Origin of the sequence: Streptomyces siamensis (genome assembly GCF_039543605.1) — a bacterium.
Classification (GTDB): Bacteria; Actinomycetota; Actinomycetes; order Streptomycetales; family Streptomycetaceae; genus Streptomyces; species Streptomyces siamensis.
Genome location: NZ_BAABKB010000008.1, coordinates 213,781 through 228,571, shown reverse-complemented (window position 1 = coordinate 228,571; position 14,791 = coordinate 213,781). Strand labels below are relative to the sequence as shown.

General features: G+C 71.6%; 12 protein-coding genes. 4 read left to right on the top strand and 8 right to left on the bottom strand.

Going from position 1 to position 14,791, the window contains the following annotated elements; all coding sequences use genetic code 11:
- Positions 1–65 precede the first annotated feature (65 nt).
- From ABEB03_RS15125 to mshC, 4 genes are all read left to right on the top strand, one after another.
- A complete protein-coding gene (locus tag ABEB03_RS15125) occupies positions 66–752 on the top strand; it encodes a histidine phosphatase family protein (protein ID WP_095933215.1) in 687 nt (228 codons plus the stop codon).
- A 120-nt stretch (positions 753–872) separates the two neighbouring features.
- Positions 873–1,463, top strand: a complete 591-nt coding sequence (locus ABEB03_RS15120; protein WP_345647823.1) for a DUF3090 domain-containing protein — start codon at positions 873–875, stop codon at positions 1,461–1,463.
- Positions 1,427–2,245: an SCO1664 family protein gene (locus tag ABEB03_RS15115; protein WP_345647820.1), complete on the top strand. Its 819-nt coding sequence runs from the start codon at positions 1,427–1,429 to the stop codon at positions 2,243–2,245. Before ABEB03_RS15120 ends, ABEB03_RS15115 begins: the two co-directional genes overlap by 37 nt.
- 95 nt (positions 2,246–2,340) lie before the next feature.
- Complete coding sequence (gene mshC, locus ABEB03_RS15110) at positions 2,341–3,570, top strand: cysteine--1-D-myo-inosityl 2-amino-2-deoxy-alpha-D-glucopyranoside ligase (protein WP_345647817.1); 1,230 nt, start codon at positions 2,341–2,343, stop codon at positions 3,568–3,570.
- Between the two features lie 90 nt (positions 3,571–3,660).
- On the opposite strand, the gene ABEB03_RS15105 is transcribed toward mshC, so the two are convergent.
- The 8 genes from ABEB03_RS15105 to ABEB03_RS15070 all read right to left on the bottom strand — a co-directional run bounded on the left by ABEB03_RS15105 (position 3,661) and on the right by ABEB03_RS15070 (position 14,102).
- Positions 3,661–4,311 carry a hypothetical protein gene (locus ABEB03_RS15105; RefSeq protein WP_345647814.1) on the bottom strand — a complete coding sequence of 217 codons (651 nt, stop codon included), beginning with the start codon at positions 4,309–4,311 and terminating at the stop codon, positions 3,661–3,663.
- 55 nt (positions 4,312–4,366) lie between these two features.
- The gene (locus ABEB03_RS15100) at positions 4,367–6,118 is read right to left on the bottom strand and encodes a S8 family peptidase (protein WP_345647811.1); all 1,752 of its coding nucleotides are present in this window, start codon (positions 6,116–6,118) and stop codon (positions 4,367–4,369) included.
- 432 nt (positions 6,119–6,550) lie between these two features.
- Entirely contained in the window at positions 6,551–7,729 is a 1,179-nt protein-coding gene (locus ABEB03_RS15095) for a PAC2 family protein (protein WP_345647808.1), read from the bottom strand.
- Positions 7,730–7,932: 203 nt separating this feature from the next.
- Complete coding sequence (locus ABEB03_RS15090; RefSeq protein ID WP_028801633.1) at positions 7,933–8,604, bottom strand: FadR/GntR family transcriptional regulator; 672 nt, start codon at positions 8,602–8,604, stop codon at positions 7,933–7,935.
- A gap of 140 nt (positions 8,605–8,744) precedes the next feature.
- Positions 8,745–9,803 (bottom strand): LLM class flavin-dependent oxidoreductase, encoded by a 1,059-nt coding sequence (locus ABEB03_RS15085; RefSeq protein WP_345647802.1) that lies wholly within the window; start codon positions 9,801–9,803, stop codon positions 8,745–8,747.
- A 200-nt stretch (positions 9,804–10,003) separates the two neighbouring features.
- Positions 10,004–11,620: a glycerol-3-phosphate dehydrogenase/oxidase gene (locus tag ABEB03_RS15080; protein ID WP_345647799.1), complete on the bottom strand. Its 1,617-nt coding sequence runs from the start codon at positions 11,618–11,620 to the stop codon at positions 10,004–10,006.
- An 8-nt stretch (positions 11,621–11,628) separates the two neighbouring features.
- Positions 11,629–13,167, bottom strand: a complete 1,539-nt coding sequence (glpK, locus tag ABEB03_RS15075) for a glycerol kinase GlpK (protein ID WP_345647795.1) — start codon at positions 13,165–13,167, stop codon at positions 11,629–11,631.
- A 140-nt stretch (positions 13,168–13,307) separates the two neighbouring features.
- Positions 13,308–14,102, bottom strand: coding sequence for an MIP/aquaporin family protein (locus ABEB03_RS15070; RefSeq protein ID WP_028801630.1), 795 nt, complete (start codon positions 14,100–14,102; stop codon positions 13,308–13,310).
- Positions 14,103–14,791: the final 689 nt, after the last annotated feature.

Here is a 14,791-nt window from a genome sequence, read left to right as displayed (position 1 = left end):
GCACTCCGGGCGCCGTCCCGGCCGGCCCGGACAGGTCACCCGGGCGCCCGTCTACCCTGGGCCGCATGCCCACGCTGATCCTCGTCCGGCACGGACGTTCCACCGCCAACACCGCGGGACTGCTCGCCGGGTGGACGCCCGGCGTCGCCCTCGACGAACGCGGCGCCCAGCAGGCCGCGGCGCTGCCCGGCCGGCTCGCCGGGCTGCCGATCTCCGAGGTCGTCTCCAGCCCCCTCCAGCGCTGCCAGGAGACGATCCAGCCGCTGCTCGACGCCCGCCCCGGGCTGCGCGCGCACACCGAGGAGCGCATCGGGGAGGCCCACTACGGAGACTGGTCCGGCCGCAAGCTCGCCGAGCTGAAGGACGAGCCGCTGATGGAGGTCGTCCAGGCGCACCCCTCGGCGGCGGCGTTCCCCGGCGGCGAGTCGATGCGGGCCATGCAGACGAGGGCCGCCGAGGCGGTCCGCGAGTGGAACGCGCGCGTGGAGCGCGACCACGGCGGTGACGCCGTCTACCTGATGTGCTCGCACGGCGACATCATCAAGTCCCTCGTCGCCGACGCACTCGGACTTCACCTGGATCTCTTCCAGCGGATCTCCGTCGAACCGTGCTCGATCACCGCGATCCGCTACACACGGCTGAGGCCCTTCCTCGTGCGCCTCGGGGACACCGGCGACTTCGCCTCCCTGGCACCGCGCGAGGAGCCCCCGGGCGGCGACGCTCCGGTGGGGGGCGGTGCGGGCGCACCGTGATCGTCGGCCGCAGTAGGGTGAAGCGGTCGAAGCAGCACAGTAGTTGTCAGCAGGTTCTCAGCAGCCGATGCGGGCCGGCGCAGTCAGCCGGTCCGCATGTCGATCCAATGGAGACAGGACGTGTCCCGTCAGGTGTTCCTCTACGACCCCCCGGACCGTTTCGTGGCCGGTACGGTCGGGTTGCCCGGGCGCCGTACCTTCTTCCTGCAGGCTTCCTCAGGCCACCGGGTGACCAGCGTGGCTCTGGAGAAGACCCAGGTCGCAGCGCTCGCCGAGCGCATGGACGAGCTCCTCGACGAGGTCGTACGCCGTACCGGGGGCAGCGCGCCCGTGCCGGCCATGGCCCCGACCGAGGTGTCCGACACCGCCCCCCTCGACACCCCCGTCGAGGAGGAGTTCCGCGTCGGCACCATGGCGCTGGCCTGGGACGGTGACGAACAGCGCATGATCGTCGAGGCCCAGGCCCTGGTCGAGCTGGACGCGGACTCCGAGGAGGACCTCGCGGAGGCCGAGGAACGGCTCCTCCAGGACGAGGAGAACGGTCCGCCGATGCTCCGGGTCCGGCTCACCGGAGCACAGGCCCGCGCCTTCGCCAAGCGCGCTCTCGACGTCGTCAACGCGGGCCGGCCCCCCTGCCCGCTCTGCAGCCTCCCGCTCGACCCGGAAGGACACGTATGTCCGCGCCAGAACGGATACCGCCGCGGAGCGTGACCACGGCCGAGCTGCTCGCCAAGGGTGAGCTGAAGGTGCGCGGACAGATCCGTGAGGCCTCGAACGCGGTCCTGTACTGCTCCGTGTCGTACGAGGGACGCGACGCGTTCTGCGTCTACAAGCCCATCGCCGGGGAGCGCCCCCTGTGGGACTTCCCCGACGGCACGCTCGCGCAGCGCGAGGTCGCGGCGTACGAGGTCTCCGAGGCGACCGGCTGGGGGCTAGTACCACCCACCGTGCTGCGCGACGGACCCTACGGCGAGGGCATGTGCCAGCTGTGGATCGAGGCGACCCCCGAGGCCGAGCTGCTCGCCCTGGTGGACGGTGAGGAGCCCGACGACGGCTGGAAGGCCATCGGGCTCGCCGAGGTGGGCGAGGGGCGCACGGCGCTGCTGGTGCACGCCGACGACGACCGGCTGCGGCGGCTCGCCGTCCTCGACGCCGTGATCAACAACGCGGACCGCAAGGGCGGACACCTGCTGCCCGCCGGGGAGGGCCGCCTCTACGGCATCGACCACGGGGTCACCTTCAACGCCGAGAACAAGCTGCGCACCCTGCTGTGGGGGTGGGCCGGGGAGCCCCTGACGGCGGAGGCGGTCGACGTGCTCGTCGCGCTGCGCGACGGGCTGCTGCCCGGGGCGCCGCTGGCCACCCGGCTGGCGGAACTCATCACCGCGAACGAGACCGACGCCACACGCGCGCGCGTGGAGGAGCTGCTCGCCTCCGGGAAACACCCGGAACCGGGCGGGGAATGGCCCGCGATCCCCTGGCCGCCGGTGTAGCGGCACACGTTCGGGTCGCGGCGCAAGAGCGCCTTCCGAGCCATCAGTCGCTGGCCGGTTCGTATACGGAACTTCCGTCCGGTTAGGCTCATGACATGCATGCCTGGCCCGCTTCTGAGGTCCCCGCCCTGCCTGGTGAGGGCCGCGACCTCCGGATCCACGACACCGCGACCGGTGGGCTCGTCACCCTCGACCCCGGTCCCGTCGCCCGTATCTACGTATGCGGCATCACGCCGTACGACGCGACCCACATGGGTCACGCGGCGACCTACAACGCGTTCGACCTCGTTCAGCGCGTGTGGCTCGACACCAAGCGGCAGGTTCACTACGTCCAGAACGTGACCGACGTCGACGACCCGCTCCTTGAGCGGGCGCAGCGCGACGGCGTCGACTGGGTGGGGCTCGCCGAGCAGGAGACCGCGCTTTTCCGCGAGGACATGACCGCCCTGCGGATGCTGCCGCCGCAGCACTACATAGGCGCCGTCGAGGCGATACCCGGCATCGTGCCGCTCGTGGAGCGGCTGCGGGACGTCGGCGCGGCCTACGAGCTCGAAGGCGACGTGTACTTCTCCGTCGAGTCCGACCCGCACTTCGGTCAGGTGTCCCGCCTCGACGCCGCGGCCATGCGGCTGCTCTGCGCCGAGCGGGGCGGTGACCCGGACCGTCCGGGCAAGAAGAACCCGCTCGACCCGATGCTCTGGATGGCCGCCCGCGAGGGCGAGCCGAGCTGGGACGGCGGTTCGCTGGGGCGCGGCCGGCCCGGTTGGCACATCGAGTGCGTCGCCATCGCCCTCGACCACCTCGGCATGGGCTTCGACGTCCAGGGCGGCGGCTCCGACCTCGCCTTCCCGCACCACGAGATGGGCGCCTCGCACGCCCAGGTGCTGACCGGCGAGTTCCCGATGGCCAAGGCGTACGTGCACGCCGGCATGGTCGCGCTCGACGGCGAGAAGATGTCGAAGTCCAAGGGCAACCTCGTCTTCGTGTCCGCGCTCCGGCGCGACGGGGTCGACCCGGCCGCCATCCGCCTGGCGTTGCTCGCCCACCACTACCGCGCCGACTGGGAGTGGACGGACGCCGTCCTGGAGACCGCCGTCGCGCGGCTGGAGAACTGGCGCTCCGCGGTCTCCCGCCCCGACGGGCCGTCCGCCGACGCGCTCGTCGAGGAGATCCGCGACGCCCTCGCGAACGACCTGGACGCGCCGGCCGCGCTCGCCGCGGTCGACCGCTGGGCCGCGCGCCAGCACGAGACGGGCGGCACGGACGAGGGCGCCCCCGGCGTCGTGTCCCGTGCCGTGGACGCCCTTCTGGGAGTGGCGCTGTAACGGTTCCCGCACCCCGAACGCGGTCGGGCGCCGGGCGGATCGATCCGCCCGGCGCCCTGTGCGTGGAGCCGTCCCCCGTTGCCGGCCGTGCTACTGCCTGTTGACGATGACGGCCTGCAGGGTGCCGGTGCCGGAGTCGTAGATCCCGATGACCTGCTGCCCGAAGGCGAAGGCCTCCTGGACCTCGTCATGCGTCACCTGGTTCGGGTTCACCAGCTGGCGCCAGGCGTTGTCGATGTACAGGTAGAGGATCGACGGCTGCCCCGGCAGCGGGGTGACGACGTCCCAGAACTTCGTGGCGATGCCGCTCACCAGCGCCGCCCGCTCGACGGCGCTCGGCAGCACGAGGGGCTGCCCCGGCTGCTGCGCCTGCTGCCCGCCGAGCTGCTGGAGCAGCTGCTGGAACGGCTGCTGCTGACCGAGCTGCTGGAGCTGCTGCTGCAGGTGCGGCGGAATGTGCTGCTGCGGGATCTGCTGGCCGATGCCCTGCTGGCCGATGCCCTGCTGGCCGATGCCCTGCTGGGCGTACGGCTGCTGCATCTGCTGGCCGATGCCCTGCGGCCCGTACGGCTGCTGCATCTGCGGGCCGAAGGGCTGCTGCTGCCCCATGCTCTGCTGCGGGCCGAAGGGCTGCTGCTGGCCCATGCTCTGCTGCGGTCCGAACTGCTGCGGGGGAGCCGTGCTCGGGCCCTGCTGCCCGAGCTGCTGTCCCAGCTGGCTCATCTGCGGGGTGGTGCTCATACGGGTGCCACCTTCCCTCATTGGTCGAGCGTGTGTGAGCAGTGGTCGGATGCCGTCAGCCCGTGACCACCAGGCCGACGATCTCGTCGTCCGAGAACCAGACACGTACGTCGGGCCGTCCCCCCGCGAAGGCGGAGTGCACCGCCTGGCGGATCTCGGGGGACGGGTCGTTCAGGTTGCGCCATGCGCCCGCCACGTACAGCCGGAGCCTGGGCGGGACTTCGCGCGGATACGGCAGCAGCTCGTCCCAGTACCGCTCGGCCTGGCCCGAGCCGACCGCCTCCGGCAGCAGATGGGTGACCGCCGCCTTGATGTCCGGCCGGCTGCCGATCCGCTGGGAGGCGGGCCGGCCCGGCGCGTCCTGCTGCGGGGAACCCGTGGCCCGCAGCACCGCGCGGGCACGCTCCGGGGACATCGGCTCCTGGCCCGCCGCCTTGAGCATGCCCTGCAGCGCGGCCAGGGCGCCGACCACCACCGGGGAGGCGGAGGAGGTCCCGGAGAACGTGTCCGTGTACCAGGCGATCTCCTCGGCGCCGCCCTGCAGATCGCCGGGCCGGTCCCAGAAGCCGCCGGTGGTCGTCACCTCACGTCCCCAGCCCTGCGCGTCCACGCGCGCCCCGTAGTTGGAGAACGCGAGCCGTGAACGGTCCGGGCCGTGGTCGCGGCCGTGCGTGCCGGGCGGCGGCGCGCCCGCGCCGACCAGGACCGCGCCGGATGACTGGTTGGAGGGGTTGAACGGATTGCGCCACCACTCCGGGAACTCGGCGGGGCGGCGCTCGTACAGCGCGTCGTCGAGCGACTCGCCGCCATTGCCCGCGGCCGCCACCACGAGGACGCCCCTGGCGGTCGCGTACCGGATGGCCGCGAAGTCGTCCGGCCACCATTCGACGGCGATGTAGCCGCGCTGGTCGTCGCGTTGCTCGAAGTCGAACCGCGGCCCCGGGGCGTGCAGTTCGACCAGCAGGACGTCGCCGGGGCCCAGCCGGTCGGCCGCCGCGTGGATCGCCGCCGCGGTGCCGCCGGGCTGGAAGGACGCGGCGGCGGTCACCGCGTCGGGCACGATGCCGGTGACGCCGTGCTCGCCTCGGTCGCCGCCGATCACCCCGATGACGGCGGTGCCGTGGTTGCGCCAGGCCACGTCCTGCAACGGGGTGCCGACGACGACTCCGGCGAGCTTCGCCGCCAGGTCCTCGTGCCCGAGCTGCCAGGCACCTTCCACGTCGATCACCGTCACGCCCTGGCCCGTGCCGCCCGGCCGCTGCCAGGCCCAGTACGCGTCGATGCCCTCGGGCGCCGGACGCAGATAGCCCTGACGGCTGGTGAAGTCGGGGGTGACGGGCGCCCCTTCCTTCAGCCGGCGGCTCTCGTCCGCGCTGTCGTCGGTCCACCCGGCCGGGGCCGCCGAGGCGGGAACGGCACCGGGCTTCACGTACGCCGTGTCGATCTCCGGCAGCGCCGCGATCCGCGAGCGCAGTTCCTGGGCCCGGCTCGCGCCGCCGCGCACCCGGTAGAACAGCGCGAGGTCGGGCCCGCTCTCGGCGCCCGGTGCCACGGACTGCTGGTGCAGCCGGTCCTCGCTGCCGAACAGCGGCTCCATGGCGAGCTGTTCGTCGCTGAGGAACATGTTGAGGGCCGAGACGTCGGCGCCCACCGCCGAGCGGACGCCCTCGGCCCGGGCACGGAGCCGGGCCTCGGGACGTGCGACGACGATCAGCTCCTGCTCGGCTCCTCGGTAGGTGAATCCCGCTCCGTCGGGCCCCGGCCCGGAGGTCCCCGGGCCCTGCGCCGGCTGTACCTGGTCGGTCATCGCGTACCGCTCCCTTCGATCCCTGCGGGTGCCGGTCCCTGCGTGTGCTGTGCAGTGCGCTGTCCTGTGCGGTGCCGTGCCGCGGGCCGCTGTCCTGCCCTGTGCCGTCCGCTGTCGCGGGGCGACGCGTTGCCGCGTCCCGTCCCCGGTCCGCGTCTTCGGGGCACAACCTGGCACGCCCACGGCGACTCGTCCACCCCGTCTTCGCCAACTTGGTTTGAAAACAAGTTGAATTGGGAAACCTGTGCAATCTGCCTGGAAACAGCTGTCCCGTAGCAATCCGGCCAAAGGCTGCCGAGGCGTACGGCAACTGCCGCGGTGGCAGGGGTGTTTGTGCCGTGAGCCGACTCCGGGGACGACCGAGGGGCGGTGCGCCTGATGCGCACCGCCCCTCCTGGCCGGTCGTTCGGGAGCTTCAGCCCCCGGGGACGGTCAGTCCTCCGAGGAGTCCTCGGACGAGTCGCCGTCCTCGTCCCTGCCCGCGTCCGGACCGGTGTCCGAGTCCGAACCGGACGCCGGGCCGGCGTCCCTGGCGGATCCCGATTCCGGGCCGGTGTCCGTGGTGGATCCCGATTCCGGGCCGGTGTCCGTGGTGGATCCCGATTCCGGGCCGGTGTCCGTGGTGGAGTCCGTACCGGGGCCCGCGTCGGCGTCCGTGTCCGGACGCAGCGGCTTCGGCGGCCGGGTGCGGCCGGCGGGGCCGTCCCGCAGGAACGACGCGGACTCGCCGCCCTCCGTGGCGTGACCGCCGGCCTGCGCCGTCGGGCCGCCGCCGTCCCGCCGGCGCAGATAGCGCTCGAACTCGCGGGCGATCGCCTCGCCCGAGGCCTCCGGCAGCTCGGCGGTGTCCCGGGCCTCCTCCAGCGTCTGCACGTACTCGGCGACCTCGCTGTCCTCGGCGGCCAGCTGGTCCACGCCCAGCTGCCAGGCCCGCGCGTCCTCGGGCAGTTCGCCCAGCGGGATGCGCAGGTCGATGAGGTCCTCCAGACGGTTGAGGAGGGCCAGCGTCGCCTTCGGGTTGGGCGGCTGCGACACGTAGTGCGGCACGGCCGCCCACAGCGACACCGCGGGGACGCCCGCGTGCGTGCACGCCTCCTGGAGGATGCCGACGATGCCCGTGGGGCCCTCGTACTTGGTCTCCTCCAGGTCCATCGTGCGGGCCAGGTCGGGGTCCGACGTGACCCCGCTGACCGGCACCGGACGTGTGTGCGGGGTGTCACCGAGCAGCGCGCCCAGGATGACCACCAGCTCCACGCCCAGCTCGTGCGCGAAACCGAGGAGTTCGTTGCAGAACGAGCGCCACCGCATCGACGGCTCGATGCCGCGGACCAGCACCAGGTCGCGCGGCTTGTCGCCACCGACCCGGACCACCGACAGGCGCGTGGTCGGCCAGGTGATCTTGCGGACACCGGCGTCCAGCCACACCGTGGGACGGTTCACCTGGAAGTCGTAGTAGTCCTCGGCGTCCAGCGCCGCGAAGACCTCGCCCTTCCACTCCTTGTCCAGATGCGCGACAGCCGTGGAGGCGGCGTCGCCGGCGTCGTTCCAGCCCTCGAACGCGGCCACCATGACTGGGTCGATCAGCTCGGGAACCCCCTCCAGCTCGATCACCCAGCGCCTCCTTCCGACGTGCCCTCGCGTACGCCCCAACCTTACGGCGTGCCGAGGGGCCCACCGCAGCCCCCTTGCACGGGGGAGTGAACGGATCACTGCCCCGCCCGGGGGCCGGAAACACCCTTGATCGCCGCCCCGCGCCGCCCCTCAGTCATCCGAGCTGTCCCGGGAAGGCCGCCGGGACGGGGTCTAGAGCTGGTCTAGAGCGTCGAGCGCAACCACTGCTCCACGCTCGCGATGTGCACCGTCGCCCACGACCTGGCGGCCTCCGCGTCCCGGTCGCGCAGGGCGGACAGGATCGCGCGGTGCTCGTGCAGGGTGCGGCTGACCGCGTCCTCCTGGGTCAGACCGCGCCAGATCCGGGCCCGGGTGGTGGGCCCCGAGAGGCCGTCGAGGAGCGAGCACAGCACCGAGTTGCCGGAGGTCTGCACGATGCCCCGGTGGAACTCCAGGTCGCAGGCGACGAGCTCCTCCACCGAGGGCGCCGCGCCGAGGGCGTCCAGCTGGGCGGTCAGCGCGTCCAGTTGCTGCTCGCCGATGCGGGTGGCCGCCATGGCCGTGGCGGCCGGCTCGAGGATGCGGCGCACGGCGAGGAATTCGAGGACCGTGTCGTCGCGGTGGAAGTCGACGACGAAGCTCAGCGCCTCCAGCAGGAGCTGGGGGTCCAGGCTGGTCACATAGGTGCCGTCGCCCTGCCGTACGTCCAGGATGCGGATCAGCGAGAGCGCGCGCACCGCCTCCCGCAGGGAGTTGCGCGACAGCCCCAGTTCGGCGGCGAGCTCGCTCTCCTTCGGCAGCCGGTCACCGGGACGCAGCGCGCCGGAGACGATCATTCCCTTGATCTTCTCGATCGCCTCGTCGGTGACTGCCATGCCGGGCCTCCCTGGTCCTCAGAATGCCTTTCAGACATCCGATGTCTCAGCCTCATTATGGGGTTTCAGCAGGCTGAACGGGACGAAAACCGAGGCACTGGGGCACACCCGCACGACGCGACGCCTCCAGCGCGGACCGCCTACTCCCACAGGGTGCTCGGCGCCTCCCTGCGCACCACCGGCGCGATCTCCCGCGCGAACCGGTCCAGGGTCTCGACCTGTTCCGCCGTCGACTGCCCGAAGGCGTCCACGGTGATCGACTGGAGGTCGTGCCGGTACACCGCGTGGCAGCCGAGGATCTTGTCGATGATCTGCTGGGGCGAGCCGATGAGCTGGGGCCCGTCCGCGATGGCGTCCTCGATGGTGCGGAACGGCGTGTTGTAGCCCGCCCGGCCCTCCAGGTGCGGTCGGAAGGACTGGCGCACCCTGGCCTCGTAGAGGTCCTTGTAGCGCGCGACGGCCTGCTCGTGCGTGTCCGCGATGAGCAGCCCGCCCGAGCCGGCCGCGACATGCGCGCGTGCCGGGTCGTGCCCGTGGGCCGCGAAGCGTTCCCGGTAGTGGTCGATCAGCCGGGCGTACGCGGCGCGCGGCTGGATCGCGTTGGCGGTGAACAGGGGATCGCCGTGCCGCGCCGCCAGTTCGGGGGAGTTGAGGGAGGTCGCCGAACCGTGCCAGACGCGCGGCGGTCCGGCGTAGGGCCGCGGCAGGGTGGTCACGTTCTTCAGCGGGGCCCTGAACTCGCCTTCCCAGTCGACGTTCTCCTCGCTCCACAGTCGGCGCAGCAGCTCGTACTTCTCCTTCTGCAGGTCCCACTGCCGCTCCTCCGCGAGGCCGAACAGGTCGAAGTGCCCGGCCTCCGCGCCCTTGCCGACCACCAGCTCGATGCGGCCCCGGGAGAGCTGGTCGAGCGTCGCGTAGTCCTCCGCGACGCGCACGGGGTCGAGGATCGCGACGACGGTGACGCCCGTGAGCAGCCTGATGCGGTGCGTCCGGGCCGCGAGCGCGCCGAGGACCACGGTCGGGGCGGACGACAGAAAGGCTCCCGCGTGCCGTTCACCCACCGCGAAGGCGTCGTATCCCAGACGTTCCGCCGCCGTCCCGACGTCGACGACCTGCGCCAACCGGTCGGCGGGGGAGGGGAGATCACCGCTCAGCGGGTGCGGGGAGTGCCCGATGATCGTGAGTACTTGGAACTTCATGGCGTCCCTTCGGCGAGGCCGACCCGGCCCGGAGGGGAACCGGAGGCATCCTCCCACTCTCGCCGCGGGACATTGCGGGCGTATGTATGCGGTGTGGCAGCGTTGCCGGGGCTCCCTCGGGCCGGTGCCTCCCACGGGCCGGACACGCCGAAGGGGCGGCTCTCCCCCGTGGGAGCCGCCCCTTCGGACCGAGCTGACGCCTACTTCCCGTCGAGCAGGTCCTGCACCTTGCCCCGGACCTCGTCCGTGGCGAGACCGCGGATCGTCAGCGTCGTCCGCCGGCGCAGCACGTCGTCCGCCGTCTCCGCCCACTCGTTGTCACGGGCGTAGACGACCTGGGCGAGGATCTCCGGCGCGTCCGGGTGGACGCGCTCGCCGAGCTCGGGGTTCTCGTTCGCCAGGCGGGCGATGTCGAAGGCCAGCGAACCGTAGTGCGTGGCCAGGTGCTTGGCGGTGTCGGCAGCCATGCGCGGGCCGGGCGCCGGTCCGTCCACGAGCAGCCGGTGGGCCACGGCGCGCGGGTTGGCGACACCCGGCAGCGGAAGCTTCTTCGGCAGTTCGGAGATCGGCTCGAAGTCCTCGCCGAGCGGGTGGCCCGGCAGCGACTCCAGCTTCTTCATGACCGTACGGCCGATGTGCCGGAAGGTCGTCCACTTGCCGCCCGCGACGGACAGCATCCCGCCCCGGCCCTCCGTGACGACCGTCTCGCGCTTGGCCTTCGAGGTGTCACCGGGGCCGCCCGGCAGCACTCGCAGACCGGCGAACGAGTAGGTGATCAGGTCCCGGGAGAGCTGCTGGTCGCGGATGGAGAAGGCGGCCTCGTCCAGGATCTGGGATATGTCCTTCTCGGTGACGGCGACCTCGGCCGGGTCGCCCTCGTACTCCTCGTCGGTGGTGCCGAGGAGCAGCATGTCCTCCCAGGGGAGGGCGAAGGTGATGCGGTACTTGTCGATGGGCGTGGCGAGCGCGGCCTTCCAGGGGGAGGTGCGCTTGAGGACCAGGTGCGCGCCCTTCGACAGCCGGATGGACGGAGCCGCGTTAGGGTCCTCCATCTTGCGCAGGTGGTCGACCCAGGGGCCGGTGGCGTTGAGCACGAGACGGGCGTTCACGCCGAACTCGTCGCCGGACAGCCGGTCCTTGAGGTCGGCGCCGGTGACCCGGCCCTTGGTGAAGCGCAGGCCGGTGACCTCGGCGTGGTTGAGGACGACGGCACCCGACTCGACGGCCGCGCGGACCGTCATCAGAGCCATCCGGGAGTCGTTCATCTGGTCGTCGCCGTAGACGGCGACGGCCTTGAGGTTGTCGGTGCGCAGCTCGGGCACGTCCTGCGCGGCCTTCGAGGGGCTGAGCAGGTGTCCCACGCCGTCACCGAATCCGGAGAGCGCGGAGTAGGCGAAGACGCCCGCCCCGAGCTTCGCGGCGCCGTGCGGCCCGCCCTTGTACACGGGGAGGTAGAACGTGAGCGGGTTCGCCAGGTGGGGGGCCACCTGGCGGGAGACCGCACGGCGCTCGAAGTGGTTCTCCGCCACCAGCTTCACCGCGCCGGTCTGCAGGTAGCGCAGACCGCCGTGGAGAAGCTTGGAGGAGGCGGAGGAGGTGGCGGCGGCGAAGTCGCCGGCGTCCACCAGAGCCACCCGCAGCCCGGACTGCGCGGCGTGCCAGGCGGTGGAGATGCCCAGGATGCCGCCGCCGATGACGAGGAGGTCGTACGTCGCCTTGGAGAGCTGCTCCCGGGTCTCGGCGCGGCTCGGGTTCGAGCCGGAGGCCGGGTGCGTACCGAGGGCAGGCACGGACTGCAGGGTGGCTTGACTGGTCATGCGGGTTCTTACTCCTCGTCCTCGATCCAGCCCATGGTCCGCTCGACGGCCTTGAGCCAGCTCTTGTACTCACGGTCGCGGGTCTCCGCGGCCATGTTCGGGGTCCACTCCGCGGCCCGGCGCCAGTTGGCGCGCAGGTCCTCGGTGTTGGACCAGAAGCCGACGGCGAGACCGGCGGCGTAGGCAGCGCCGAGGCAGGTGGTCTCGGCGACCATCGGGCGCACCACGGGGGCGTCCAGGACGTCGGCCAGGGTCTGCATCAGCAGGTTGTTGGAGGTCATGCCGCCGTCGACCTTGAGGGCCGAGAGCTCGACGCCGGAGTCCTTCGTCATGGCGTCGGTGATCTCACGGGTCTGCCAGGCGGTGGCCTCCAGGACGGCGCGCGCGATGTGCGCCTTGGTGACGTACCGGGTCAGGCCGGCGATCACACCGCGGGCGTCGGAGCGCCAGTACGGGGCGAACAGACCGGAGAAGGCCGGTACGAAGTAGGCGCCGCCGTTGTCCTCGACCGAGGAGGCGAGGGTCTCGATCTCGGCGGCGGACTTGATGAGGCCCATCTGGTCCCGCATCCACTGCACCAGCGAACCGGTGACGGCGATGGAGCCCTCCAGGGCGTAGACCGGCGCCTCGTCGCCGATCCGGTAGCCCACGGTGGTCAGCAGTCCGCTGTACGAGTTGATGATCTTGTCACCGGTGTTCATCAGCATGAAGGTGCCGGTGCCGTACGTGGACTTGGCCTCGCCCTCGGAGAAGCAGGTCTGGCCGAACAGGGCCGCCTGCTGGTCGCCGAGCGCGGAGGCGACGGGGATGCCGCCGAGCAGGTCGCCGAGCTTGCCGCCGGTGATCTCGCCGTACACCTCGGCGGAGGAACGGATCTCCGGCAGCATCGCCAGCGGGACGCCGATGGACTCGGCGATCTTCTCGTCCCACTGCATGGTGTGCAGGTTCATCAGCATGGTGCGGGAGGCGTTGGTCACGTCGGTGACGTGCTTGCCGCCGTTGACACCGCCGGTCAGGTTCCAGATGACCCAGGTGTCCATGGTGCCGAAGAGGATGTCCCCGGCCTCGGCGCGCTCCCGCAGACCCTCGACGTTGTCGAGCAGCCAGCGGGCCTTGGGGCCGGCGAAGTACGACGCGAGCGGCAGGCCGGTCTCGCGGCGGAAGCGGTCCTGGCCGACATTGCGGCCGAGTTCCTTGCAGAGCGCGTCGGTGCGGGTGTCCTGCCAGACGAGGGCGTTGTGGACGGGCTCACCGGTGTTCTTGTCCCAGAGCAGCGTGGTCTCACGCTGGTTGGTGATGCCGATGGCCTTGATGTCGTCGCGGGTGATGCCGGCCTTCTCGATGGCCCCGGCAACGACCTCCTGGACGTTGGTCCAGATCTCGGCGGCGTTGTGCTCGACCCAGCCCGGCTTCGGGAAGATCTGCTCGTGCTCCTTCTGGTCGACGGAGACGATGCGTCCGTCGCGGTCGAAGACGATGCAGCGGGACGAGGTCGTCCCCTGGTCGATCGCGGCGATGAAGGGGCCGGCGGTGTGTGCGTCGGTCACGGTGTGCTCCTGGAAGTTCCGTTGAGAGGGGCTTTTCTACGGCGCGGTGCTTCAAGCGGTGCTGTGGTGCTGTACGGCTTGCGGGCTGGCGAGCGGGTGCTCCGAGCCTTGCTCAAGCTGTGCGCTTACAGGCTGTCCTCTTAAGCGAAGGCGACGTTGTATATGCCTGCCGCGATCGCGCCGCCGATGAGCGGACCGGCGATCGGGATCCAGGCGTAGCTCCAGTCGGAACCGCCCTTGTTGGGCAGGGGGAGCAGGGCGTGCACGATGCGCGGACCGAGGTCACGGGCCGGGTTGATCGCGTACCCCGTGGGGCCGCCCAGGGAGAGGCCGATGCTCACCACCACGAGCGCGGTGATCAGGGCGCCGAGGGTGCCCAGGCCGTTGCCGTTGTCGTTCAGGCCCTGGGTGAGGACCGCGAGGACGAGCACGACGGTGCCGATGATCTCCGTGGCGAGGTTCTGCACCACGTTGCGGATCTCGGGGCCGGTGGAGAAGACACCGAGCACGGGGCCGGCGCCGGTCTCCTGGGCCTCGACGGCCTTGGTCTTGGTGGCCTGCGCGCCCGGACCGCCGACGATCTCGCGGTCGGTGAGGTGCGCGTGGAACTGGCCGTAGTAGGCCGCCCAGACCAGTGCGGCACCGATCATCGCGCCGAGCATCTGGCCGGCGAAGTAGGTGGCGACGTTACTGAAGTCGTTGTCCTTGATCGCGAGCGCGAGCGTCACGGCCGGGTTCAGGTGCGCGCCGGAGAGGGGCGCCGAGATGTAGACCGCGGTGAGGACCGCGAAGCCCCACCCGAAGGTGATGGCGAGCCATCCGGCGTTGCGCGCCTTGGAGGCCTTCAGTGTGACGGCGGCGCAGACGCCACCGCCCAGCAGGATGAGTACGGCGGTACCGATGGTCTCGCCGATGAAGATGTCGGAGCTGGACACCCGCGACTCCTTTGTCCTTCGTCCAGGGGAAGCCGAACCCCGGGTCCCTCCGGTGGTTCGTGCTCTCGGGGAATGAGAGCGATGCCGGCCCTTGGCCTTGCCACACTCTAGCGCGTATTGCCGGTAGGTGTTCGACAATGCCGACCGATGGACGGGAGTCTTGCTCTCGCGTAAGCGCCCCGTCAAGAGCTCTGGTATCGAAAACTCGATCGTTATTGATCGATGCGGGTTATCGATCTTGAGAGGGCTCCGCACCGCGTCCGACCGGGCACTTTGCGCTCCGCTTGGTGATCGGTGTTTCTACGCGCCGGGCCCTTGCGGGGCCGCGGGCGCGGGGGCCGGGGTGGCCCGTCGGCGGGCGCCCCGTCAGGGGCGCGGGGAACTGCGCGCTCGGCCTCCGCGGGGGCGCGGTCGCGTGTGCCGGGGGTGGTTCCTGGGCGGGTGCGGGTTGTGGTGGGTTGCTCGCGCCGTTCCTCGCGCCCCTGTCGGGCGCCTGGCGGGCCGGCGCCGCCGGGGAGGAGGGTGCCCGGTCAGGGGCGCGGGGAACTGCGCGCTCGGCCTCCGCGGGGGCGCGGTCGCGTGTGCCGGGGGTGGTTCCTGGGCGGGTGCGGGTTGTGGTGGGTTGCTCGCGCCGTTCCTCGCGCCCCTATCGGGGCGACCCTGCGGCTCCGTGGGGACGGCTCGCTCGG

Excerpts from the sequence above, each read along its gene's own strand:
- ABEB03_RS15105 (WP_345647814.1), bottom strand. The coding sequence starts at position 4,311 with ATGAGCACCACCCCGCAGATGAGCCAGCTGGGACAGCAGCTCGGGCAG.
- ABEB03_RS15125 (WP_095933215.1), top strand. The coding sequence starts at position 66 with ATGCCCACGCTGATCCTCGTCCGGCACGGACGTTCCACCGCCAACACC.
- ABEB03_RS15100 (WP_345647811.1), bottom strand. The coding sequence starts at position 6,118 with ATGACCGACCAGGTACAGCCGGCGCAGGGCCCGGGGACCTCCGGGCCG.
- ABEB03_RS15090 (WP_028801633.1), bottom strand. The coding sequence starts at position 8,604 with ATGGCAGTCACCGACGAGGCGATCGAGAAGATCAAGGGAATGATCGTC.
- ABEB03_RS15115 (WP_345647820.1), top strand. The coding sequence starts at position 1,427 with ATGTCCGCGCCAGAACGGATACCGCCGCGGAGCGTGACCACGGCCGAG.
- ABEB03_RS15080 (WP_345647799.1), bottom strand. The coding sequence starts at position 11,620 with ATGACCAGTCAAGCCACCCTGCAGTCCGTGCCTGCCCTCGGTACGCAC.
- mshC (WP_345647817.1), top strand. The coding sequence starts at position 2,341 with ATGCATGCCTGGCCCGCTTCTGAGGTCCCCGCCCTGCCTGGTGAGGGC.
- ABEB03_RS15085 (WP_345647802.1), bottom strand. The coding sequence starts at position 9,803 with ATGAAGTTCCAAGTACTCACGATCATCGGGCACTCCCCGCACCCGCTG.